The following is a 22,000-nucleotide window of genomic DNA, read 5'->3' as shown; positions in this document are numbered from 1 at the left end:
GAGATCGACACCGCTGCCATCCGCCTTCACGCGGACCTTCACGTTGTAGTCGATCACGCGTTTGACCGGCACGAGGATTTTCATATGCGACTGTTCCTTTCGGTGTTGAAACGCTTGAAGCCAGCCGCCCGAACAGGAGGATCTGACCAATACACTTGATGCCAGCTGTATTGGATTAATGGTAGTACCAAATGTGCGATGCCAAGAATCCCGGAAGGAACTGCATGTTTTGATGCAAACATGATCCGCTCAGCATAATCCAAGGAGGGTCACCTCTCGATGGAAAACCCGGGTCAGTTCCGGGTGGAAATCAACACTCCACAAGCTCGAAGAACTTCCGTCGAGCATGGCTCCAGCAGAGAGCGTTAAGCACGGGGCCTGAAGACCATCCTGCCGCCCTCCAAGATGCCGGTTCGGGTGACCGCTGCCGCAGGACGGAGTGACCGGAGATGCTTTGAAACGCACCATGTTGACGTTTTCTGATAAACCTGATCAACATGTAGACGCTTCAGGTGTCGCGGAGTGCAAGCTTCGCGGTGAAAAGGGAAGCCGGTGAAACTCCGGCGCTGCCCCCGCAACTGTAAGCGGCGCGCGCTGATGCGCGGAATGTCCTGTCTGGATGCCACTGGGATTGCCCCCGGGAAGGCTAGCAGGGCCGGAGGCCGCAAAGTCAGGAGACCTGCCCGGAGCATCAGGATTTGACCACGAACGGAGGGTTCGGGGCGTGTCTGCTGAATGGGCGGTCCCGGACCGCCCCCGGCGCATGCGTCCCCCCCCCCCGCCACCGAGCAGAGGATGCGCCATGACGATCACCGTCTTCTCCAAGCCCGCCTGCGTGCAGTGCACCGCCACCACCCGGGCGCTCGACGCGAAGGGCATCGCCTACGAGCTGGTCGACCTCACCGCGGATGACGGCGCCCTCGCCCGGGTCACCGCCCTTGGCTACCGGCAGGCGCCGGTGGTGATCGCCGGGGACGCGCACTGGTCGGGCTTCCGCCCGGACATGATCGGCCGGCTGGCCTGAGCCCGCGCGGGGATGACCGGGCTCGTCTACTTCTCCTCGCGCAGCGGCAACACGGCGCGCTTCGTCGCCCGGCTCGGCCGCGCGGCGGCGCGTATCCCGCTGCACGGGGAAGACATGCCTGCCCCCGACCGGCCCTACGTGCTGATCTGCCCGACCTTCGCTGACGGCGCGGGGCGGGGCGCGGTGCCAAAGCCGGTGATCCGCTTCCTCAACGACCCCGCGCGCCGGGCCCTGATCCGGGGCGTCATCGGCGGCGGGAACCGCAATTTCGGCGCCACCTACGGGTTGGCCGCCGATGTCATCGCCGCAAAATGCTCCGTGCCCGTGCTCTGCAAGTTCGAGCTGGCCGGCAGCGAGACCGACATTGCCCGGGTCGCCGCCGGGCTGGACACATTCCGGGGGACCCCATGCTCGACCATGTGAGCGACACGCTGGACTTCCACGCGCTGAACGCGATGCTGAACCTCTACGATGCCGAGGGCCGCATCCGCTTCGACGCGGACCGCATGGCCGCGCGGCAATACTTCCTGCGGCACGTGAACCAGAACACGGTGTTCTTCCACTCGCTGGACGAGAAGCTCGACTACCTGGTGGACGAGGGCTACTACGAGGCCGAAGTGCTCGCCGCCTATCCGCGCGCCTTCCTGCACCGGATCTGGGACGCGGCCTTCGCGAAGAAGTTCCGCTTCCCCACCTTCCTCGGCGCTTTCAAGTACTACACCTCCTACACGCTCAGGACCCGTGACGGGAAACGCTTCCTCGAGCGCTACGAGGACCGGGTGGTGATGTGTGCCCTCACGCTGGCGCGCGGCGACGAGGCGCTGGCGATGGCCTTCATGGAGGAGATCCTCTCGGGCCGGTTCCAGCCCGCCACGCCCACCTTCCTCAACGCCGGCAAGAAGAGCCGCGGAGAGCTCATCTCCTGCTTCCTGCTGCGCATGGAAGACAACATGGAATCGATCGGGCGCAGCATCAACTCGGCGCTGCAGCTCTCGCGGCGCGGCGGCGGCGTGGCGCTGATGCTCACCAACATCCGTGAGCACGGCGCCCCGATCAAGGGCATCGAGAACCAGTCCTCCGGGGTGATCCCGATCATGAAACTGCTGGAGGACAGCTTCAGCTACGCCAACCAGCTCGGCGCGCGGCAGGGGGCGGGGGCGGTCTATCTCAACGCCCATCATCCCGACATCCTGCGCTTTCTCGACACCAAGCGCGAGAACGCCGACGAGAAGATCCGCATCAAGACCCTCTCGCTCGGCGTGGTCATCCCCGACGTGACCTTCGAGCTCGCCAGGCGCAATGCCGAGATGTACCTCTTCTCGCCGCATGACGTGGAGAAGGTCTACGGCGTGCCTTTCTCGGAGATCTCCGTAACCGAGAAATACGCCGAGATGGTCGCAGACAAGCGCATCGCCAAGAAGAAGATCGGCGCCCGCGCCTTCTTCCAGACCCTCGCCGAGATCCAGTTCGAGAGCGGCTATCCCTACATCATGTTCGAGGACACGGTGAACCGCGCGAACCCGGTGGCCGGGCGCATCACCATGTCCAACCTCTGCTCGGAGATCCTGCAGGTGAACGAGGCCTCGACCTACAAAGAGGACCTGAGCTATGCACACCTGGGCACCGACATCTCCTGCAACCTCGGCTCGCTGAACATCGCGAAGACCATGGACGGCGCCGACCTCGGCGCCACGGTGGAGCGGGCGGTGCGCGCGCTCACCGCCGTGTCGGAGATGTCGGCCATCGACAGCGTGCCCTCGGTGCGCCGCGGCAATGACGAGAGCCATGCCATCGGGCTCGGGCAGATGAACCTGCACGGCTACCTCGCCCGCGAGCGGGTGCATTACGGCAGCCCCGAGGGGGTGGAGTTCACCTCCGTCTACTTCGCCGCCGTGGCCTTCCATGCCATCCGCGCCTCCTGCGCGCTGGCCCGCGAGACGGGGGAGCGCTTCCGCGGATTCGAGCAGAGCAGCTATGCCTCCGGCGGCTTCTTCGACAAATACACCGACCGGGACTGGCTGCCGCAGAGCGGGACGGTGGCGCAGCTCTTCGCGGGCATCGCCCTGCCCGGCCGCACGGACTGGGCGGCGTTGAAGGCCGAGGTGATGGCCCACGGGCTCTACAACCGCAACCTGCAGGCCGTGCCGCCCACGGGCAGCATCTCCTACATCAACAACTCCACCTCCTCGATCCACCCGATCGTCTCGAAGATCGAGATCCGCAAGGAGGGCAGGATCGGCCGCGTCTACTACCCCGCGCCCTTCATGACCAACGACAATCTCGAGTATTACCGCGATGCCTACGAGGTCGGGCCCGAGGCGCTGATCGAGACCTACGCCGCGGCCACCGAACACGTGGACCAGGGCCTGTCTCTGACGCTGTTCTTCCCCGCCGAGGCCACGACGCGCGACATCAACCGTGCCCAGATCCTCGCCTGGCGCAAGGGCATCAAGACGCTCTACTACGTCCGCCTGCGCCAGACCGCGCTCGAGGGCACCGAGGTCGAGGGCTGCGTGAGCTGCACGCTCTGACACCCCGCCCTCCTGCCGCGGCGCCCGGGTCCTCCCCCCACTCTCGCGGCGCGCCGCATGACTTCCCACCGGGCCACGCGCCGCAAGATTTCCCGCGGCGTCAGGCGCCGCAAAACCTGAAGGACGAGACGTGACGAAGGACCATGCCGGGCGCATCGCCGTTCCCCGCGCCATCAACTGGAACCGCCTGCAGGACGACAAGGACCTCGAGGTCTGGAACCGGCTCACGGTGAATTTCTGGCTGCCCGAGAAGGTGCCGCTCTCCAACGACGTGCAGAGCTGGGCCACGCTCAGCGCGGCCGAGCAGCAGCTCACCATCCGCGTGTTCACCGGCCTCACCCTGCTCGACACCATCCAGAACGCCGTGGGCGCGCCGGCGATGATGCCCGACGCCCTCACCCCGCACGAGGAGGCGGTGCTCACCAACATCGCCTTCATGGAGGCGGTGCACGCGCGCAGCTACTCCTCGATCTTCTCCACCCTGTGCTCCACCCGGGAGGTGGACGAGGCCTTCCGCTGGTCGGAGGAGAACCCGCAGCTGCAGGCCAAGGCCCGCGCCGTGCTGGAGACCTACGCCCCCGGCGCCGACCCGCTGAAGCGCAAGGTGGCGAGCGTGTTCCTCGAGAGCTTCCTGTTCTACTCGGGCTTCTACCTGCCGATGTACTGGTCGAGCCGCGCGAAGCTCACCAACACCGCCGACCTGATCCGGCTGATCATCCGCGACGAGGCGGTGCACGGCTATTACATCGGATACAAGTTCCAGCGCGCGCTGGAGCGGCAGGACGCGGCCCGGCGCGCAGAGCTGAAGGAGTACACCTTCAGCCTGCTCTTCGAGCTCTACGAGATCGAGGCGAAATACACCGAGGCGCTCTACGACGATCTGGGCCTCACCGAGGAGGTGAAGAGCTTCCTGCACTACAACGCCAACAAGGCGCTGCAGAACCTGGGCTTCGAGGCGCTGTTCCCGGCCGAGGCCTGCGAGGTGAACCCCGCCATTCTCGCGGCCCTGTCTCCCGACAGCGAGAACCACGACTTCTTCTCCGGCTCCGGCTCCTCCTATGTCATCGGCCGCGCCGTCGCCACCGAAGACGCCGACTGGGATTTCTGAGCCCCAAGGCGGCGCGGGGTTGCGGCGTCGGCCTTTCTGGAAACTATCCTCCCGATAATGGCATATTACCGGGAGCCATCCCCCCGCCCCGCGCCCCCGCCCGGTGCCGGGCAGAGCGCCCCCGGAACGCGCGGCAGCGGCGCAACCCCCCGGATCCCATGAAAAATCCCGGCACGCGGGCGAGCGTGCCGGGCACAAGGCGAAATCCCCCCGGGGGGGCCTGCCCGCCGCCCGCTCAGCCCGCGGTGCGGGCCTGGGGGCCGGAATGGGCGCTCACCGCCTCGCGCAGGCGGATGAGGTCGCGGTTCAGGGCGGCGAGCGCGGCCGGGGTCTGGCCCGAGGCCTCCAGCAGCGCCTCGCCCAGGCAGCCGGCGCGCGCGCGCAGTGCCTGGCCCGCCTCGGTCAGCGCCACCAGAACCTGGCGCTCGTTGGCGGGGTTGCGGGTGCGGCGCAGCAGCCCGGCCGCCTCCAGGCGCTTGAGCAGCGGCGTGAGCGTGCTCGACTCGAGCGCCAGGCTCTCGGCCAGCCGGCCCACGGTCTGCCCGTCCTCGCGCCACAGCACGTTCAGCACCAGGTATTGCGGATAGGTGAGCCCGAGCGCGTCCAGAAGCGGCTTGTAGGCCCGCTGGATCGCGATCCCAGCCGAGTAGATCGCGTAGCAGAGCTGGTCCTCGAGCGGCACGGGGCCGGGTACGGGGCCGGGTACGGCGGCATCATCGGGCATGCGGCGCTCCTTTCTCGGGGCCCGGGCCGGACGGCCCGGATCAGGGGGGCGGGCCGTCGGGAGGAGCCGGGCCCGGGTGTCAGATCACGAAAACATATATCGCGATACATTTCCGCTGGACAAGGGCGGCGCGAGTCACTATCTCACTTATCGCGATAACAATTATCGCAATCAGATTCCCGCTCCAAGCTCCCGAGGAGGATGCCCCGATGATCACCATGCTTCGCAATGCCATGCTGGCCGCCGCCGCCATCGCCGCGCTGGCCGCGCCCCTCGCCGCCCGGGCCGAAGAGACCCCGGTGAGGAACATCGTCCTCGTGCACGGCGCCTTCGCCGACGCCTCGGGCTGGCGCGGGGTGCATGACATCCTCACCGCGCGCGGCTACCACGTGAGCGAAGTGCAGAACCCGCTCACCTCGCTGGCCGAGGATGTCGCCGCCACCCGGCGCGTGCTCGACCGCCAGGACGGCCCGGCGGTTCTGGTCGGCCACAGCTGGGGCGGCAGCGTGATCACCGAGGCGGGTATTCACCCCGCGGTGCGCGCGCTGGTCTATGTCGCCGCGCTGGCGCCCGACGCGGGCGAGACCACGGCCCAGCAATACGCGGGCTTCACCACGCCGCCCGAGTTCGTGATCGAGACCGGCGCCGACGGGTTCGGCTTCGTGCCCCGTGACCAGTTCCGCGCCGCCTTCGCGGCCGACCTGCCGGAGGCGGATGCCGCCTTCCTCGCCGCCTCGCAGGTGCCGATCAACATGTCGGTCTTCGCCACGCCGCTGCAGCACGCCGCCTGGCGCGACCGGCCGAGCCGGGCGGTGTTCGGCACCGCCGACAAGGCCTTCGACCAGCGCATGCTCCATGCCATGGCCGAGCGGATCGGCGCGCAGGTCACCGAGCTGCCCGGCGCCAGCCACGCGCTGTTCATCTCGCAGGCCGAGGCCGTGGCCGACGTGATCGAGGAGGCCGCGCGCCAGGCCTCCGCCGCCGAAGAGACGGCCGAGGCCCGCTGATCCGAGGCCCGTCCCGAGGCCCGATCCCAAGCCCGTCCCCAAGCCCGGCAACCTGAGGCAGGGGCCCCGGGCCCGGGGCGGCGCGCCCCGGCGCCCGCCCCGACCCTGACCCGCCAGACCCTGACCCTCACCCCGGCCCGGACCACCGGCCCCGACACCTGCCGGGGGGCCTCGCGGCCCCCTGCCCGTGCCCTCCGGCGCGCGCCGTCGCACGCGCGCCGGCCAGCCCCACCCCCTTCAGCGAAAGGCTGTCCTCATGACCACGCCCCCCTCCCCCGCCGAGACCGCGGATTTCGAGCGCCGCGCGCGCGAGAACCAGGCCCGGCTCACCGCCGCGCTGCGCCCGGCCTACGACTTCATCATCTGCGGCGCCGGCGCCTCCGGCTCGGTGATCGCCCGGCGCCTGGCCGAGAACCCCGATTGCAGCGTGCTGCTCGTCGAGGCCGGCGGCAGCGACGAGGCCGAGACCGTGCTCGACCCGGCGCGCTGGCCCGCCAACCTGGGCAGCGAGCGCGACTGGGGCTTCCTCGCCGAGCCGAACCCGCATCTCGACGGCCGCGCCCTGCCGATGTCGATGGGCAAGGGGCTGGGCGGCGGCTCGAGCGTGAACGTGATGGTCTGGGCGCGCGGCCACCGCAGCGACTGGGACCATTACGCCGCCGAGACCGGCGACGCCGGCTGGGGCCATGACGCGGTGCGCGGCCTCTACCGCGAGATGGAGAACTGGCAGGGCGCGCCCGACCCGGAGTATCGCGGCACGGGCGGCCCGGTCTGGGTGCAGCCGGCGCAGGACCCCAGCCCGCTTGCCGGCGCCATGCTGGAGGCGGCGGGCGAGCTGGGCATCCCGCGCCACGACAGCCCCAACGGCCGGATGACCGAGACCGGGGGCGGCGCCGCCATCACCGACATGCTGGTGCGCGACGGCCGGCGCCACTCGCTCTACCGCGCCTACGCCCGGCCCTTCACCGACCGGCCCAACCTCACCGTGCTCACCGGCACCCTGGTGCGGCGGGTGCTGATCGAGGGGCGGCGGGCCCGCGGCGTGGAGATCGAGCGTGACGGCGTGATGAGCCGCATCGCCGCGCATGCGGAAGTCATCGTCTCCACCGGCGCCATCAGCACGCCGCGGCTGCTGATGCTCTCGGGCCTGGGCGAGCGCGGCCAGCTCGACCGCCACGGCATCCCGGTCCTCGGCCACATCCCCGGCGTGGGGCGCAACCTGCAGGACCACGTGGCCTTCTGCTGCATCTGGGAGCTCGCGAGCCCCCTGCCCCCGCGCAACAGCGGCAGCGAGGCGACGCTGTACTGGAAGAGCCGCCCGGAGCTGGAATCGCCCGACCTGCTGTTCTGCCAGGTCGAGTTCCCGGTGCCCAGCGAGCGCACCGCGGCGCGCGGCGTGCCCGAGCACGGCTGGACGATGTTCGGCGGCCTCGCCCGCCCGCGGAGCCGGGGCGAGGTGCGGCTGCGCGCCGCCGACCCGCACGTGGCCCCGATCGTGGACGCCAACATGCTCTCGCACCCGGAGGACCTGGAGACGGCGCGGGCCTGCGTGCGCCTGTGCCGCGAGCTCGGCGCCGCGGCGGCCTTCCGCCCCTTCGTGACGCGCGAGGCGATCCCCGGCGAGGGCCGGCCGGCCGACGACGCCTTCCTGCGCGACGCGGCGGTGACCTACTGGCACCAGTGCGGCACGGCGCGCATGGGGCGCGACGACATGGCGGTGGTCGACGCGGAACTGTGCGTGCGCGGCATCGAGGGCCTGCGCGTGGCCGACGGCTCGGTGCTGCCCCGGGTGACCACCGGCAACACCCAGGCCCCCTGCGCGGTGATCGGCGAGCGCGCCGCCCGCCTGATCCGCGCCCGCCACGGCCTCTGAGCGGCCATTGGCCCCGGGCGGGACACCGCCCGCGGCCCCTGCCCTGCGGGCGGCATGCCCTCTTCTTCCCCACCCCTCACGGGTATGCCGCCCCAGCCCCCCCTCCGGCGCCTCCCTGCTGCCGGAGGGGGACCGGGCGCGCCGGAAAGACCACCCGCGCCGCGGCCGGGGTTCATGGGGGGGCACGAAGGGGAATACTGCTTCCGGGCGCGGCCCCCTCGCCGCGGCCAGTGGCCGGGCGGCACGGGGCCTCTGGCCCGCCCCCGGGCGCTCAGGCCCTGCACTCAGGCCAAACACTCAAGACAGGCCGCCCAGCCGCCTGCCCCCTGTGCTCAGCCCCCTGTGCTCAGCCCAGCCCCGCGGCCCGGCGCAGCGCCTCGTTCATGCGGGTCTGCCAGCCGGGGCCCCCGGCCTTGAAGCGCGAGACCACCTCGGGGTCGAGCCGCAGCGACACCGCCACCTTCGGGTGCTCGGCCTTCGGGCGGCCGCCGATGTTGCGGCGCATCTTCTCCGCGAGCGCCGGGAAGGCCTCGGTGAAGGGCACCGCCCGGGCGAGATCCGCCTCGGTGGCCTCGGGGGCGTCCGGGTCGGAGGCGATCATCGCCTGCACCCGGGTTTCGCTGATCGGTTTCCTGGTCACAGCAAGTCCCTTTCCCTGCGGCTGGCCGGGTGCATCGAGATAACCGAGACGCCCTCGGTTCCCAGCACGGCGAAGACGACCGCGATCGTGCCGTCCGCGAGCCGGCCGATCGCCATGTGGCGGTTCTCCTTCGCCGGCACCACCAGCGAGGAGAGGAAGAACATCTCGTCCAGGTCGGCGAAGTCGAGCCCGTGCCGGGCCAGGTTTGTCCGCCGCTTCGGCTCGTCCCAGACGATCATCATGCCCGCATTCCTTACCACCAATATGGTTTCTGTATCTACAAAAACCACCCGGCGCCATGGAAAAAGCCGCGCAGGCGGGCTGCGCGGCTCGGGGGCTTTCGGAAGGATCCGTTCAGGGGGGCCTTTCGGCCGGGCCTTCACACGAGGGGCCTTTCGGCCCCGGGCCTTCACACGAGGGGGCCGTCACACGGTCGGCACCGTGCCGCCGTCGATCAGGTGCTCGGTGCCGGTGATGGCGCCGGCGCGGTCGGAGGCGAGGAAGGCGATCAGGCTCGCCACCTCGTCGGGGCGCGCCGGCCGGCCCAGCGGGATGCCGCCCAGCGAGGCCATGATCATCCGCTTGCCCTCTTCCACGTCCACGCCCTGCTCCGCCGCCAGGCGCTGCGCGAGCTCGACCGAGGCCTCGGTCTCGATCCAGCCCGGGGAGACGCGCAGCACCCGCACGCCCTTCGGCGCCACCTGCTTGGAGAGGCTCTTGCTGTAGGCCGAGAGCGCCGCCTTGGCCGCCGCGTAGGCCGTGGTGGCCTCGGGCAGCGGCATCAGGCGCTGGATCGAGCTCACGTGGATGATCACCCCGCGCCCCTGCGCCTCCATCCCCGGCAGCAGCGCCCGGTCGAGCCGCACGGCGGGCATCAGGTTGAGGTCCAGCTCCCGGCGCCATTCGTCATCCGTGAGGGCGGCGTAGCCCCCCGCGGGGGCCGAGGAGCCGCCGAGCATGTGCACGATGATGTCCACCCCGCCCAGCTGCGCGCGCACCGCCTCGGCCAGCGCCGCACAGCCCTCCGGCCCGGTGAGGTCGGCGGCCACGAAGGGCACGTCGTCCATGCCCTCGGGCCGGCTGCGCGCGGTGGTGATCACCTGCGCGCCGAGCTCGCGGAACAGCGCCACCGTGGCCGCCCCCGCCCCCCGCGTGCCGGAGGTGATCAGCGCCCGCCGGCCCGAGAGCGTGAGGAAGGGTGTGCCCTCTCCGCTCACGGGGCGATCTCCAGCCCGGCGATCCGGTCGCCCTCCAGGGCGAAGGCATAGCGCAGGTCCACCGGGCTGCCGGGGAAATTCCCCTCCAGCCGGCTGGTGACCACGGTGCGCCCGCCCTCGGCGTCGATGGCGTAGGGCTCGACCGTGTAGGTGTATTTCGTGCCCGCGCCGGCCTTCCAGTCGCGGATGGCGGTGCGGCCGGTGTAGGTGTTGCCCTCGTCCACCACCACCGCGTCGGCGGTGAAGCAGGCGGCCACCGCGTCGGGGCCCTCCATGCTGTCGGTGGCGAAGTAGTCGGCGATGGGTTTCGGCAGCTCGATGGCCATTCCCGGTCTCCTTTCCCGGTGTGAGGGTGCCGCGCGGCCCCGGGCCGCTTCCCCGGGCCACGCGAGGGGCCCCTGCCCCTGCACGTCAATCTGGGGATGGACCTGTGCAATGATAATCGGGATAAAGCGGGATGTGACATCCCGGAAAGCAGGACAATGCCCCGCCACGGCCTGACAGATCTCGACGCGGTGCTCGCCATCGCCCGGCGCGGCTCCTTCCGGGCGGCGGCGCGCGAGCTCGGCATGTCGACCACGGCGCTCAGCGCCGCGGTGGCGCGGCTGGAGCGCGGGCTGGGCGTGCGGCTGTTCAACCGCACCACGCGCAGCGTGTCGCTCACCGATGCCGGGCAGGGCTTCGTGGCCCGGGTGGGCCCGGCGCTGCAGGACATCCACGCCGCGATGGACCTCGCCCGCGCCCAGCAGGAAACCCCCTCCGGCACGCTGCGCATCAACGCCTTCGCCAGTGCGGCGCGCGAGATCCTGGCGCCGCTGGTGCTGGAGTTCCTGCGCCGCCACCCGCAGGTGCACGTGGACCTGGTCACCGAGGGCAGGCTGGTCGACATCGTCGCCGAGGGGTTCGACATGGGGCTGCGCAGCGCAGACCTGGTGCCCTCCGACATGATCGCCCTGCCGATCGGCCCGCCGCGGCGCTTCGCGGTGGTGGCCAGCCCGGGCTACTTCCGCGACCGCCCGCCACCGCTGGTGCCGCCCGACCTGCCCGGCCATGCCTGCATCCGGGTGCGGCTGCCCGACGGCGCCCTCTACCGCTGGCATTTCGAGCGCGACGGCCGGCCGCTGCACATCGACGTGCAGGGCCCCGTCACCCTCGACGAGACCAGCCTCGCGCGCATCGCGGTGCTGGCGGGCACGGGCATCGGCTTCTTCATGGAAGCGGACGTGGCCGAGGACATCGCCGCCGGCCGGCTGGTCCGCGTGCTGGAGGACTGGACCCCGCCGCTGGCCCGGCTCGCGCTCTACTACCCCGGCCGGCGCACCCACTCGGCCGCCTTCCGCGCCTTCCTCGCCCTCGCCCGCAGCCTGCCCGGGGGGTGAGCCCTCGCCCGCGGACCGGGCGGAAGAGAAGTACCCCCGCCGGCCCGGGCGGCAGAAGCGGCCCCGGGCGCAGGGCCTGCTTGAGGCTCGACAGAACTCCCCCGCCGGGTTACGGTTTTTTCCGTAACAAAAGGCCCGGGCCGTAACAACACATCATCGAGGCAGCTCCATGCAACAGATCCGTATCGACGCGCTGGTGGCCGAGCATGCGCATGCGCTCTCGGCCCGGCTGAAGGCGCATCGCGAACAGCTCTTCCCCCCGGACGCGATGAAGCAGATGCGCCGCTTCTCCTCCGGCGAGGTGGCGAAGCTGCTGGGCGTGAACGACGCCTACCTGCGCAAGCTGCATCTCGAGGGCCGGGGGCCGGAGCCGCAGGTGGGCCCCGGCGGCCGGCGCTCCTACACCACCGAGGACATCCGCGCCCTGCGCGCCCTGCTCGAGCCCGGCGCCAAGCAGCCCGGCACCTACCTGCCCGGCCGCCGCGCGGGTGACCACCTGCAGGTGATCTCGGTGATCAACTTCAAGGGCGGCTCGGCCAAGACCACCACCGCCGCGCATCTCGCGCAGAAATGCGCCCTCGACGGCTACCGGGTGCTGGCGATCGACCTCGACCCCCAGGCCTCGCTCTCCGCCCTGCACGGCTTCCAGCCGGAGTTCGACCTCACCGAGGGCGGCACGCTCTACGACGCCATCCGCTACGACGACCCCCTGCCCCTCGCGCAGGTCATCCGCCCCACCTACGTGACCGGGCTCGACCTCATCCCCGGCAATCTCGACCTGATGGAGTTCGAGCATGACACGCCGCGGGTTCTGGCCGCGGGCGGGGCGGGCAGCACGCCGTTCTTCACCCGCATCGGCGAGGCGCTGGCGAGCGTCGAGGCCGACTACGACCTCGTGATCATCGACTGCCCGCCGCAGCTCGGCTTCCTCACCATGTCGGCGCTCTCGGCCGCCACGGCGGTGCTGGTGACCATCCACCCGCAGATGCTCGACATGATGTCGATGTGCCAGTTCCTGCTGATGACCTCGGAGCTGCTGGGCGTGGTGGCCGGGGCGGGGGGCAACATGTCCTACGACTGGCTGCGCTACCTCGTCACCCGCTACGAGCCCGGCGACGGGCCGCAGAGCCAGATGGTGGGCTTCATGCGCGCGCTCTTCGGCGAGCACGTGCTGGCCAACGAGGTGCTCAAGAGCACCGCCATCTCGGACGCCGGCATCACCAAGCAGACCCTCTACGAGATCGAGAAGGGCAGCTTCACCCGCGCCACCTACGAGCGCGCGATGGAGAGCCTCAATGCGGTGAACGGCGAGATCACCGGTCTCGTCCAGCAGGCCTGGGGGCGCTGAGATGGCACGCAAGGACCGCAAGACCATGCTGCAGGGGCTGATGGCCCCGTCCGCCACCCCCACCCCTGCCCCTGCCCCCGCCTCCCCCGAGCCCGGCCCCGCCGCCCCCCGGCGCGGCGCCGTCGGGGCCATCTCCTCGGCGGTCTCGGCGCTGCGGGCGAATGCGGTGGTCGAGCTCGACCCGCATGCCATCCGCCCCGGCGGGCTCGAGGACCGCATCGAGGACCTGGCCGAGGACGATGCCGCCCTGCGCCGCTCCATGGCCGAGCACGGCCAGCAGGTGCCGGTGCTGGTGCGCCCCCACCCTCGCGAGGAGGGCGCCTGGCAGATCGTCTACGGCCGCCGCCGGGTGCTCGCCGCGCGCGACCTCGGGGTGAAGGTGAAGGCGCTGGTCCGCGCGCTCGACGACGAGGCCCTCGTGCTCGCCCAGGGCCAGGAGAACAGCGCCCGGCGCGACCTGAGCTTCATCGAGAAGGCGCATTTCGCCCGGGCGATGGAGGCGGCCGGCTACACCCGCCAGGTGATCTGCGCCGCGCTCACGGTCGACAAGACCGTCGTCTCGCGGATGATCGCGCTGATGGAGCAGATCCCCGACCCGGTGCTGCGCGCCATCGGCGCCGCGCATGGCATCGGCCGCCCGCGCTGGCAGGAGCTCGCCACCCTGCTGCAGGCCGCCGGCCTCGCGGCGCAGGACGCCGCCGACCTCGCGGCGGTAAGCGCCCCCGGCCCCACCTCCACCGACCGGTTCGAGGGCCTGATGACCGCCCTGCGCCGGCACGGGCAGGCCGCACGGGACCCGGCGCCTGCCGAGCCCCCGCTGGAGATCCGCGCCGCCGACGGCACCCCGCTCGCCCGGGCCCGCCGGAGCGCGCGCGGCCTCTCCCTCACCCTCGCTCCCGGCGGCTTCGACGACTGGCTCGTCGAGCACCTCGCCGAGCTGCACGCCCGCTGGCGCGCCCAGGAGCCGCCCGCCGGCGGCGAAAGTTGACAGCTGTCAACTCCGCCGGAGCTCCTCCCCGGCCGCCGGAAAGTTGACAGCTGTCAACTCGGCGCCGGCCTCCGGGGCCACCCCCGGCGCACGCCACCCCCGGCCGTCGCCCCCGCGCGAACCGTGCCTGCCGGGGTGAAAAGTTGACAGCTGTCAACTCGCGGCAGGGATGTTCCGGGCGGGAAGACTTCGCCCGGCCACCTGCGGGGACAGTCATGGCCATGCCGGGCAGGGGCTTCGGAGGATGACCTGTCCTCCTGCTCCGCGAGGCGCTCGTCCGACCCGGGAAAGTTGACAGCTGTCAACTCGGCGCGGAGGTGCTGCCGGGCGCCGGGAGCGCTGGTGCGGGGGAGGGTGGCGGCCTCTCCGCCCCCGGTCGGCAGGGGCGAAAAGTTGACAGCTGTCAACTCCGGGGGCGGCCCGTCACCCGACCACGGCCTCCGGACCGTCGGAGATCTCCGCGGTTTCGGAGCGGGCAGGGCGGGCCGGCCCTTCGCCGCTGCGGAAAGTTGACAGCTGTCAACAGCGCCGGAGGACGCGGCTCCGCGGGCCGGGCGCGCTCCGGCATCCCGTTTCGGGCCTGCCTCGAAACCGCCCCCCGCCAGAGTGAAAAGTTGACAGCTGTCAACTCGCGGCAGGGATGTTCCGGGCGGGGAGACTTCGCCCGGCCACCTGCGGGGACAGTCATGGCCATGCCGGGCAGGGGCTTCGGCGGATGACCTGTCCTCCTGCTCCGCGAGGCGCTCGCCCGACCCGGGAAAGTTGACAGCTGTCAACTCGGCGGCGACGGCCTCACCCGGGCGCCACGCCGCTCCCGAAAACTGCCCCCTGCGCGCGAACCGTGCCCGCCGGCGGAAAAGTTGACAGCTGTCAACTCGGGCTCCGCGCGGGGCGGCTTCCGGTGGCCGGAGGGTGGAGGCTGGCGGAGCGGGGGCGCGCCCGGCAGGGGGAAAAAGTTGACAGCTGTCAACTCGCGGCAGGGCCGGGACGCGCGGTCAGCCGGGGGCGCCGCGGCGCTCGTACCACTTGCGGCAGAAGCCGACGAAGGCGCCGTCGGGGTCGCGCGGGGGCTCGACGATCCAGTCGCGCCATTCCTGCTCGAGGTGGTAGACGTCCCAGCCCGGGGCGGCCTGGCGGGCGCGCGCGAAGGTCTCGGGCTGCAGGGCGGGGATGGCGGCGTCGATCAGCGCGGGGCCGGCCATCGAGCCGCGGTTGGTGAAGATCACCATGTCGCGCTCCTCCTCGAAGGCGACGTGGTAGTCGGGCAGGTGGTCGTGGCGGGTGAGCAGCTTGACCATCTGGCGGAAGCGCTTCTCCGGGCTCTGCGAGCCGGTCTTGAGCAGCAGCTTGGAGAGCGAGATGCGCCAGCTCCTCTGCTGGCCGCAATGCTTGCGCGCGATCTCGTAGACCCGCCGCTCGATGGGCTTGCGCAGGCGGAAATAGTCGCGGTGGAGGGTGAGCACCTCCTCGTTGCGGATGGCGTTGAACACCCAGTCCGACAGGCGCACCTCGCACCACAGCAGACGGCCGTCGAGCCCGTGCTTGCGCCGGATCGAGGAGGCGTCGACCAGGCCGAACCCCTCGATCTGCTCCTCGTCGCCGCTCACGATGTTGGTGCGGATGCGGGTGCCCTCCAGCCGGTCGAGCGCGTCGAGCAGCGAGAGGTACTCGCGCCCGCTGGTGCCGCGGTTGGTGAAGATCAGCAGCTCGCGCGCGTTGATGCGCACCCGGGCCGAGACCGCCTCCCCCCGCTTGAGCTTCGCCATGATCTGGCTGATGCAGTAGATCAGGATGTCCTTGTCGTAGATCGTCGCCAGCCCCTTCACGCTGGGGGTGATCTCGAGCCAGTTGTCGCCGTTGCGGTAGCGCTTGACCGTGGTCTCCGGCTTCTTCGAGAGCGAGTAGAACGGATGCTCCATGTGCTGCATCACGTCCTTCAGAACCGCGTCGCCCACGTCGCAGATGAACAGGTCATGCTGCGGATGGCGCTCGGGGAGAAGGGGGGCCAGGGGATTCGTGTTTTCAGGTACCATGCCGCATGTTCGTGTTTTCAGTTACCGCGGTCAAGATTCGTGTTTTCAGTTACCGAAACCGGGATTTCAGTTACCGAGATTCGTGTTATCAGTTACCGGCGGGTTTGCAAGTGACTGAAATGAAAGGAGAAATCGGGGTTTTTTCGCACGTAACACATATTTAACACCTATTTAACACTCACGGCGGCCCGGCCCGCCTGTGGATAACCCGCTGTGGCGGCTCGAAAATGCACCCCGCCTCCCGGCCCGGGGCAGGGCCCGGAGGGCAGGGAAGGGCGGAAAGCCGGGAACCGTGACGGGAATGCACCCGTTGGTCTCCAAGCTGGAACACCCGCACGGAAGGATATCCCATGCTGCACCCGGTCTCCGGTGCAGGCCGCAGCCCCGCGTTCCGCGCGGATGTCATCGGCCTCATTCCCAGATTGCGCGGCTACGCCTGGACCCTCACCCGATCGCATGACGAGACCGACGACCTGGTGCAGGAAACCCTGGCCCGCGCCATCGCCAATGCCGCGAAGTTCAGCCCCGGCACCAACCTGCGGGCCTGGATGTTCACCATCATGCACAACACCTTCCTCAACCAGGTGCACAAGCGCCGGCGCGAGGCCCCGGGCAGCGAGGCCTGCGCCTCGACCTACCAGCGCGCCGCCGTGGCGCCGGTGCAGGACATCCGCGTGCGCGCCGACGAGGCGCTGCGCGCGATCGCCCGCCTGCCCGAGCCCTACCGGCAGATGGTGCTGCTGGTGCTGGTGCAGGGCGAGAGCTACGAGGACAGCGCCCGCATCTGCCACTGCGCGGTGGGCACGGTGAAGAGCCGGGTGAGCCGCGGCCGCGCGCTGGTGATGGAAGACCTGCACGAAACCGGCCTCTGAGCCGGGCAGGGGCCCTCGCGGCCCGCCGGGCGGGAACCTTTTCGCCTCTCGGTTGTTGTCCGACTTCATGATACTGCTTGCGCAGCGAAGCGCCCTGCCGGAGGGAGGCCCGCTTTCACCGGTGTCGCGCCCCGCGCTGCCCGACCCGCCACCAGACGAGCCGTGCAATCCTTGCGGGGAGCAGCCCACGTGATGACATCCCAAGCCCCCCTGGTCGTCGGCATCGGCGCCTCCGCCGGTGGCATCCCCGCCCTGGAAGGCTTCTTTCGCGATTTTCCCGCCGACAGCGGCATGGCCGTGGTGGTGGTGACCCATCTCTCCCCCGAGCGCCCCAGCCTGCTGCACGAGGTGATCGGCCGCTTCGCCCCGGTGCCGGTGCTCAATGCCGAGGAGGGTGCCGCGCTCGAGCCCGACCATGTCTACGTGATGCCCGAGGGCCGGCTGATGACCCTGAGCGACGGGCACATCCGCCTGCGCCCGGCCCCGCGCGAGCGCCGGGCCCGCCGGCCCATCGACACGTTCTTCGCCTCTCTCGCCGAGGACCAGGGCGAGAACGCGGTGGCCATCGTGCTCTCGGGCGGCGACGGCGACGGCACGCTGGGGGTGAAGGCCGTGAAGGAGCACGGCGGCATCACCATGGCCCAGGCCGTGGAAGATCAGGTGGGGGAAGAGTAGGCGGGGGAAGAGCAGCCGGGAGACGAGACGGGCGCGGAGAAGGCTGGCGGGGAAAAGGCGGGCAGCGGGCCGAGAAACCCCGAGATGCCGCGCAGCGCCCAGGCCAGCGGGCTGATCGACTTCGCCGTGCCGGTGGAGCGCATGCCCCGGTACCTGCTGCAGGTGCGCGACGGCATCGACGTGCTCGACATGCTGGCCTCCACCGACAGGGACCGGCAGAACCGCGACCGGGCGCTGCAGGTGCAGGGCGACATCGCGCGCCTGCTGCACGAGCGCGCGGGCCATGATTTCTCCGGCTACAAGAACCGCACCTTCATGCGCCGGGTGGCCCGGCGGATGAAGGTGACGGACGTGGACACGGTGGATGAGTACACCCGCCGGCTGGGCGAGGACGCGGGCGAGGTGATGGCGCTGTTCCGCGACCTGCTGATCAACGTGACCAACTTCTTCCGCGACGCCGACGCCTTCGCCGCCCTGGGGGAGAAGGTGATCCCGGCCCTGCTGGAGGGCAAGGGCGCCCGGGACACGGTGCGCGTGTGGGTGCCGGGCTGTGCGACGGGCGAGGAGGTCTATTCCCTCGCCATCCTGCTGTGCGAGCATGTCGAGAGCCTCGCGGCGCCGCCGCAGGTGCAGATCTTCGCCACCGACATCGACGAGGACGCGCTTTCCGTCGCGCGGGCGGGCAAGTATCCCGACACGCTGATGGAGGGTGTGACGCCCGAGCGGCTGAAGCGCTTCTTCCGCCGCGACGGCGCGGGGAACGTCGTGGTCAAGCAGGTGCGCGAGATGTGCGTGTTCTCCTCGCACAGCATCATCGCCGATCCGCCCTTCTCGCGCATGGACCTGGTCTCGTGCCGCAACCTGCTGATCTATTTCGGCGGCGCCCTGCAGGACCAGGTGATCCCCACCTTCCACTACGCGCTCCGGCCCGGCGGCTACCTGTTCCTGGGCACCTCGGAGGGGGTGAGCCGCTATGGCGAGCTGTTCGCCCCGGTGGACCGCCAGCACCGCATCTTCCGCAGCCGCGACACCGAGGGCGGCTTCCGCCGGCTGCCCCGCTCGATGGCCCGGCTCGCCGGCCGGCCGCGCGCCGGGGCGGAGGCGCCGGCCCCGCGCAACCGGCTGGAGGCGGCCGGGGTGCACCTGCGCCAGCGCGCCGAGATGCAGGTGCTCGAGCGCTACGCCCCCGCCCATGTGGTGGTGTCCCAGGAGGGCGAGATCCTGCATTACTCCACCGGCACGGGCCCCTATCTCGAGATGCCGCGCGGCGCGCCGAGCCGCCAGCTGCTCGAGCTTGCCCGCCGCGACCTGCGCACCTCGCTGCGCACCGCCCTGCGCCAGGCGCTGGAGACCGGGCGGCGGGCCGGGCGCGAGGTGCTGATGCTCGAGCCGGGCACCGAGCAGGGGCGGATGGCCCGCCTCACCGTGGAGCCGCTCGACCCCGGCGGGGAGGCCGGGGAGGCGCTGTTCCTCGTGCTGTTCCACCCCCTGGGCGAGTGGCAGGAGATCCGGGCCGTGCGCGCCGAGGACGCCGGGCGCGGCGAGGCGGAAGCGGCGATGGAGCGCGAGCTGCGCGACCTGCGCGACCGCCTGCAGGCGACGGTGGAGGAATACGAGGCCGCCATCGAGGAGGTGAAATCGGCCAACGAGGAGCTGGTCTCGGTCAACGAGGAGGTGCAGTCGAGCAACGAGGCGCTGGAGGCCGCGCGCGAGGAGGCGCAGTCGCTCAACGAGGAGCTCTCGACCATCAACGCCGAGCTCGCGAGCAGCGTGGAGGAGCTCGACCAGGCCAACACCGACCTCAAGAACCTCTACGCCGCCACCCGCATCGCCACCATCTTCCTCGACCACGCGCTGGTGATCCGCAACTTCACCCCGGCGGCGGCGAGCTTCTTCAACCTGCGCGGCAGCGACATCGGCCGCCCGCTGAGCGACCTTTCCGGCGTGCTCGACTATCCCGAGCTCGAAGGCCAGGCGCAGGCGGTGATCCGCGACCAGCAGACCATCGAGCACCGCATCTCCTCGGCCGACGACGAGGCGCATTACCTGGTGCGGCTGATGCCCTACCGCACCCGCACCGAGGCGATCGGCGGCGTGGTGGTGACCATCCTCGACATCACCAGCCTGGCCCGGGCCGAGCGCCGGCAGGAGGTGCTGATCGCCGAGCTCAACCACCGGGTCAAGAACATGCTCACCGTGGTGATCAGCACCACCAACAGCACGCTGCGCACCGCCTCCGACCCGAAGGACTTCTCCGAGAAGCTCATCGGCCGGCTGCACGGCATGGCCCGGGCCTACGCGCTGCTCTCGCAGTCGGAGTGGAGCCTGGTCTCGGTGAGCGACCTGGTGCGCGCCGAGGCGGAGGCCTTCGGCGCCGAGCGGTTCGAGGTGAGCGGGCCGGGGGTGTGGCTCAAGCCGCAGCAGGCGATGTCGCTGAGCATGATCGTGCACGAGCTGTCGACGAACGCGGCGAAATACGGCGCGCTGTCGAGATCCGCGGGGCGGGTGAAGGTGTCCTGGCAGGAGACGGACGGTGTCCTGGGCCTGCAGTGGGTCGAGCGCGGCGGCCCGGAGGTGAGCGTGCCGGAGAAGACCGGCTTCGGCATGGTGCTCGTCGAGGGCCAGGTGATGTCGCTCTCCGGCGGCCAGGTGGCCAGCCGCTTCCCGCCGGAGGGCTTCGAGCTGGAGCTGAGCTTCGCGCTCGAGCGCTGAGGGTGGTCTGAAGCCGTAGCTTCAGTCTGCTTTTGCTACGAAACAAGTACTCTTAAACACCACTTGCCCTCCTTTCTGAAACATGTATTACGATGGGTTATCCACATACATGCTCCGGAGACGAAATCCCCATGGACTTCGCCCATCCCCGCTTCCCGTTACGGGAAGTGGACAAAATCACTCACTCTGATCACGAAGCCTTTCGAACTTGGCTGCGCAGCAGCTTTCACCTCGCTTGCAATGAAGTCTGGTCGGCACCGGAGTGCCGGGAGAGCACGGAATGATGGCCGGGCTGTCGCACGCGCCGGACCCGGTCCGGCCGGCACACCGCAGTGCGGAGCGTGGACTGGGATACGCGCTGTCGATGTCGAGTTTCGAGGGGTGGAAGGGCCTGTCCTTCATTCTCGCTGCCCGGCTGGGCACTGAAGAGCGGGCGGCCATCGCCTGGGCCGCGCTGGGGATGTTGCCGGCGGACCGGGTGGAGAGCGTGGTCTCGGCGGCACTGGGCGGGGCGGGCATGCCGCTGCCCGCACTCCAGGCGCCGATGGACGAGGCGCGCTGGTGGGCCGAATGGGCCTCGCGCCCCGAGCTGAAGGCCTGGTGCCTGGCCAGCTTCGAGGCTCTGCCGGCCGCCGACCAGCTCGCCTTCCTCGCCTATGTGCAGCGCAGGGAGGCCGCATGACCCTGTCCCGCATCGATGTGCCCGGCCATGACCGGCCCCGGCCTGCCAGGGGAGATCCGGCCCGCCTGAAGCCCCGGGCCCGTGCGCTGCTCGATGCGACGGTCTGGGCGGCCCATCTCGCGCCTTGCCTCGAGCGGCCCTACCTGGTGAAGGGATGGCTCGACAGGGGAACGCTCTCCGTCCTCTACGGGCCGTCCAACAGCGGCAAGTCCTTCCTCGCGCTCGACCTTGCGCACCATGTCTCAAAGGGGCAGGACTGGGACGGCAACCGGGTGCGGCACGGCCGCGTGCTCTATGTCGCGGCGGAAGGCGGGGGCGGCTTTGCCAACCGCCTCGCGGCCTTCGAGGCGCCCGAGCTCTTCCTCCTGCCGGTTCAGCTGAGCCTCACCGGGGCCGAGAGTGCGGCGGTCCCCCTGGCCGAGGTGCTGGAGCATCTCGCCGCCGTGGGCGGAGCCGGCATCGACCTGATCGTCATCGACACCATGGCGCGGGTGATGGGCGGCGGCGACGAGAACGCCGCGCCGGACATTGCCGAGCTGGTGCACAACCTCGACCTGATCCGTCGTGCCTCGGGCGCGCATGTCCTGCTGGTCCATCACAGCGGCAAGGATGTCGCGCGCGGCGCGCGGGGACACAGCGCCCTGCGTGCGGCGATCGACACCGAGATCGAGCTCTCGCGGGACGAGGCCGGGCAGATCACCGCCGAGGTGACCAAGCAGCGCGACGGGCCCACCGGCCTGCGCTTCAGCTATCATCTCCGGCAGGTCGAGCTGGGGCGTGACCAGGACGGCGATGTCGTCACAACCTGCCGGGTCGACCCGGTGGCTTCCGCACAGGCGGGCCACGCGGGCGTGAGCGAAGTGGCGCGAAAGGCCCTGTCGCTCCTCGACCGGCTGATCGGGGATGACGGCGCGGCTGCCCTCGGGCCCTGGCGCGACGCCTGCATGGAGGAAGGCGTGCTGTCCGCCTCCTCCACGCGCGACACCCGCAAGCGCGCGTTCAACCGGTGCCGCGAAGAACTGGAGCGCAGGCAGGCGATCCGCGTGCGCGACACCACGGTCTGGCGGCTGTGAGGAGCGGGACAGGGGCAAGTGCCACGCCATGTCCCGGACTGTCCCGACCGGCGGGGCAGGGGGGCGTGTCCCGGTATGTCCCGCTTATCCCGGCCATATGTAAACGGTTGGAAC

Annotated in this window: 20 protein-coding genes, 1 pseudogene and 1 riboswitch; of the genes and pseudogenes, 14 read left to right on the top strand and 7 right to left on the bottom strand. The window is 70.5% G+C overall.

What is annotated here, in order from left to right; genetic code table 11:
• Positions 1-84, bottom strand: a pseudogene (locus D3P35_RS23410) (electron transfer flavoprotein subunit beta/FixA family protein); the annotation flags it as partial.
• Positions 85-493: 409 nt separating this feature from the next.
• Positions 494-702, top strand: a riboswitch (cobalamin riboswitch).
• Positions 703-802: 100 nt separating this feature from the next.
• On the opposite strand from D3P35_RS23410, the gene nrdH reads away from it, so the two are divergent.
• From nrdH to nrdF, 4 genes are all read left to right on the top strand, one after another.
• Positions 803-1,024 carry a glutaredoxin-like protein NrdH gene (nrdH, locus tag D3P35_RS23405; RefSeq protein ID WP_118138353.1) on the top strand — a complete coding sequence of 74 codons (222 nt, stop codon included), beginning with the start codon at positions 803-805 and terminating at the stop codon, positions 1,022-1,024.
• A 12-nt stretch (positions 1,025-1,036) separates the two neighbouring features.
• Entirely contained in the window at positions 1,037-1,447 is a 411-nt protein-coding gene (gene nrdI / locus D3P35_RS23400; protein ID WP_118138352.1) for a class Ib ribonucleoside-diphosphate reductase assembly flavoprotein NrdI, read from the top strand.
• Positions 1,432-3,555, top strand: coding sequence for a class 1b ribonucleoside-diphosphate reductase subunit alpha (nrdE, locus tag D3P35_RS23395; protein ID WP_118138351.1), 2,124 nt, complete (start codon positions 1,432-1,434; stop codon positions 3,553-3,555). Before nrdI ends, nrdE begins: the two co-directional genes overlap by 16 nt.
• Before the next feature lie 130 nt (positions 3,556-3,685).
• Positions 3,686-4,663 (top strand): class 1b ribonucleoside-diphosphate reductase subunit beta, encoded by a 978-nt coding sequence (nrdF, locus tag D3P35_RS23390; RefSeq protein ID WP_198670777.1) that lies wholly within the window; start codon positions 3,686-3,688, stop codon positions 4,661-4,663.
• A 235-nt stretch (positions 4,664-4,898) separates the two neighbouring features.
• Here the strand turns inward: nrdF and D3P35_RS23385 are convergent, their stop codons facing one another.
• A complete protein-coding gene (locus D3P35_RS23385; protein ID WP_118138350.1) occupies positions 4,899-5,387 on the bottom strand; it encodes a MarR family winged helix-turn-helix transcriptional regulator in 489 nt (162 codons plus the stop codon).
• A gap of 209 nt (positions 5,388-5,596) precedes the next feature.
• Here D3P35_RS23385 and D3P35_RS23380 point away from each other — a divergent pair, with 209 nt between their 5' ends.
• A complete protein-coding gene (locus D3P35_RS23380) occupies positions 5,597-6,394 on the top strand; it encodes an alpha/beta fold hydrolase (protein ID WP_118138349.1) in 798 nt (265 codons plus the stop codon).
• 256 nt (positions 6,395-6,650) lie between these two features.
• Complete coding sequence (locus D3P35_RS23375) at positions 6,651-8,267, top strand: GMC family oxidoreductase (protein WP_118138348.1); 1,617 nt, start codon at positions 6,651-6,653, stop codon at positions 8,265-8,267.
• Positions 8,268-8,613: 346 nt separating this feature from the next.
• On the opposite strand, the gene D3P35_RS23370 is transcribed toward D3P35_RS23375, so the two are convergent.
• The 4 genes from D3P35_RS23370 to D3P35_RS23355 form a co-directional block, all read right to left on the bottom strand.
• Positions 8,614-8,868, bottom strand: a complete 255-nt coding sequence (locus D3P35_RS23370; RefSeq protein ID WP_118138347.1) for a BrnA antitoxin family protein — start codon at positions 8,866-8,868, stop codon at positions 8,614-8,616.
• 35 nt (positions 8,869-8,903) lie between these two features.
• Positions 8,904-9,149: a BrnT family toxin gene (locus D3P35_RS23365; protein ID WP_118138346.1), complete on the bottom strand. Its 246-nt coding sequence runs from the start codon at positions 9,147-9,149 to the stop codon at positions 8,904-8,906.
• A gap of 183 nt (positions 9,150-9,332) precedes the next feature.
• Positions 9,333-10,124: an SDR family oxidoreductase gene (locus tag D3P35_RS23360; RefSeq protein WP_118138345.1), complete on the bottom strand. Its 792-nt coding sequence runs from the start codon at positions 10,122-10,124 to the stop codon at positions 9,333-9,335.
• Entirely contained in the window at positions 10,121-10,450 is a 330-nt protein-coding gene (locus D3P35_RS23355) for a nuclear transport factor 2 family protein (protein WP_118138344.1), read from the bottom strand. The genes D3P35_RS23360 and D3P35_RS23355 overlap by 4 nt, the downstream gene beginning before the upstream one ends.
• A 156-nt stretch (positions 10,451-10,606) precedes the next feature.
• On the opposite strand from D3P35_RS23355, the gene D3P35_RS23350 reads away from it, so the two are divergent.
• The 3 genes from D3P35_RS23350 (at position 10,607) to repB (ending at position 13,839) form a co-directional block, all read left to right on the top strand.
• Complete coding sequence (locus D3P35_RS23350; RefSeq protein WP_118138343.1) at positions 10,607-11,503, top strand: LysR substrate-binding domain-containing protein; 897 nt, start codon at positions 10,607-10,609, stop codon at positions 11,501-11,503.
• Positions 11,504-11,672: 169 nt separating this feature from the next.
• On the top strand, positions 11,673-12,851 hold the full coding sequence (gene repA, locus D3P35_RS23345) for a plasmid partitioning protein RepA (protein WP_118138342.1): 1,179 nt from the start codon (positions 11,673-11,675) through the stop codon (positions 12,849-12,851).
• A gap of 1 nt (position 12,852) precedes the next feature.
• The gene (gene repB / locus D3P35_RS23340; protein WP_118138341.1) at positions 12,853-13,839 is read left to right on the top strand and encodes a plasmid partitioning protein RepB; all 987 of its coding nucleotides are present in this window, start codon (positions 12,853-12,855) and stop codon (positions 13,837-13,839) included.
• A 995-nt stretch (positions 13,840-14,834) separates the two neighbouring features.
• Here the strand turns inward: repB and D3P35_RS23335 are convergent.
• Positions 14,835-15,872, bottom strand: coding sequence for a replication initiator protein A (locus tag D3P35_RS23335; RefSeq protein ID WP_118138340.1), 1,038 nt, complete (start codon positions 15,870-15,872; stop codon positions 14,835-14,837).
• Between the two features lie 350 nt (positions 15,873-16,222).
• Between D3P35_RS23335 and D3P35_RS23330 the strand changes: the two genes are divergently transcribed.
• From D3P35_RS23330 to D3P35_RS23320, 5 genes are all read left to right on the top strand, one after another.
• Complete coding sequence (locus D3P35_RS23330) at positions 16,223-16,744, top strand: sigma-70 family RNA polymerase sigma factor (protein ID WP_118138339.1); 522 nt, start codon at positions 16,223-16,225, stop codon at positions 16,742-16,744.
• A 192-nt stretch (positions 16,745-16,936) separates the two neighbouring features.
• Positions 16,937-17,419, top strand: a complete 483-nt coding sequence (locus D3P35_RS26595; RefSeq protein WP_198670776.1) for a chemotaxis protein CheB — start codon at positions 16,937-16,939, stop codon at positions 17,417-17,419.
• Between the two features lie 84 nt (positions 17,420-17,503).
• Positions 17,504-20,131, top strand: a complete 2,628-nt coding sequence (locus D3P35_RS23325) for a CheR family methyltransferase (RefSeq protein ID WP_198670775.1) — start codon at positions 17,504-17,506, stop codon at positions 20,129-20,131.
• A gap of 364 nt (positions 20,132-20,495) precedes the next feature.
• Positions 20,496-20,813, top strand: coding sequence for a hypothetical protein (locus tag D3P35_RS26360; protein ID WP_157982283.1), 318 nt, complete (start codon positions 20,496-20,498; stop codon positions 20,811-20,813).
• Positions 20,810-21,886 carry a helicase RepA family protein gene (locus D3P35_RS23320; RefSeq protein ID WP_157982282.1) on the top strand — a complete coding sequence of 359 codons (1,077 nt, stop codon included), beginning with the start codon at positions 20,810-20,812 and terminating at the stop codon, positions 21,884-21,886. Before D3P35_RS26360 ends, D3P35_RS23320 begins: the two co-directional genes overlap by 4 nt.
• Positions 21,887-22,000: the final 114 nt, after the last annotated feature.

Source organism: Oceanicella sp. SM1341, assembly GCF_003448965.1.
GTDB lineage: Bacteria > Pseudomonadota > Alphaproteobacteria > Rhodobacterales > Rhodobacteraceae > Paroceanicella.
This window is presented reverse-complemented; position numbering and strand designations above follow the sequence as displayed.

Excerpts from the sequence above, each read along its gene's own strand:
- D3P35_RS23320 (WP_157982282.1), top strand. The coding sequence starts at position 20,810 with ATGACCCTGTCCCGCATCGATGTGCCCGGCCATGACCGGCCCCGGCCT.
- nrdI (WP_118138352.1), top strand. The coding sequence starts at position 1,037 with ATGACCGGGCTCGTCTACTTCTCCTCGCGCAGCGGCAACACGGCGCGC.
- nrdE (WP_118138351.1), top strand. The coding sequence starts at position 1,432 with ATGCTCGACCATGTGAGCGACACGCTGGACTTCCACGCGCTGAACGCG.
- repB (WP_118138341.1), top strand. The coding sequence starts at position 12,853 with ATGGCACGCAAGGACCGCAAGACCATGCTGCAGGGGCTGATGGCCCCG.
- D3P35_RS26595 (WP_198670776.1), top strand. The coding sequence starts at position 16,937 with ATGACATCCCAAGCCCCCCTGGTCGTCGGCATCGGCGCCTCCGCCGGT.
- D3P35_RS23355 (WP_118138344.1), bottom strand. The coding sequence starts at position 10,450 with ATGGCCATCGAGCTGCCGAAACCCATCGCCGACTACTTCGCCACCGAC.
- D3P35_RS26360 (WP_157982283.1), top strand. The coding sequence starts at position 20,496 with ATGTCGAGTTTCGAGGGGTGGAAGGGCCTGTCCTTCATTCTCGCTGCC.
- D3P35_RS23325 (WP_198670775.1), top strand. The coding sequence starts at position 17,504 with ATGCCGCGCAGCGCCCAGGCCAGCGGGCTGATCGACTTCGCCGTGCCG.
- D3P35_RS23365 (WP_118138346.1), bottom strand. The coding sequence starts at position 9,149 with ATGATGATCGTCTGGGACGAGCCGAAGCGGCGGACAAACCTGGCCCGG.
- D3P35_RS23385 (WP_118138350.1), bottom strand. The coding sequence starts at position 5,387 with ATGCCCGATGATGCCGCCGTACCCGGCCCCGTACCCGGCCCCGTGCCG.
- D3P35_RS23375 (WP_118138348.1), top strand. The coding sequence starts at position 6,651 with ATGACCACGCCCCCCTCCCCCGCCGAGACCGCGGATTTCGAGCGCCGC.
- D3P35_RS23380 (WP_118138349.1), top strand. The coding sequence starts at position 5,597 with ATGATCACCATGCTTCGCAATGCCATGCTGGCCGCCGCCGCCATCGCC.
- repA (WP_118138342.1), top strand. The coding sequence starts at position 11,673 with ATGCAACAGATCCGTATCGACGCGCTGGTGGCCGAGCATGCGCATGCG.
- D3P35_RS23350 (WP_118138343.1), top strand. The coding sequence starts at position 10,607 with ATGCCCCGCCACGGCCTGACAGATCTCGACGCGGTGCTCGCCATCGCC.
- D3P35_RS23335 (WP_118138340.1), bottom strand. The coding sequence starts at position 15,872 with ATGGTACCTGAAAACACGAATCCCCTGGCCCCCCTTCTCCCCGAGCGC.
- D3P35_RS23370 (WP_118138347.1), bottom strand. The coding sequence starts at position 8,868 with ATGATCGCCTCCGACCCGGACGCCCCCGAGGCCACCGAGGCGGATCTC.
- D3P35_RS23330 (WP_118138339.1), top strand. The coding sequence starts at position 16,223 with ATGCTGCACCCGGTCTCCGGTGCAGGCCGCAGCCCCGCGTTCCGCGCG.
- nrdH (WP_118138353.1), top strand. The coding sequence starts at position 803 with ATGACGATCACCGTCTTCTCCAAGCCCGCCTGCGTGCAGTGCACCGCC.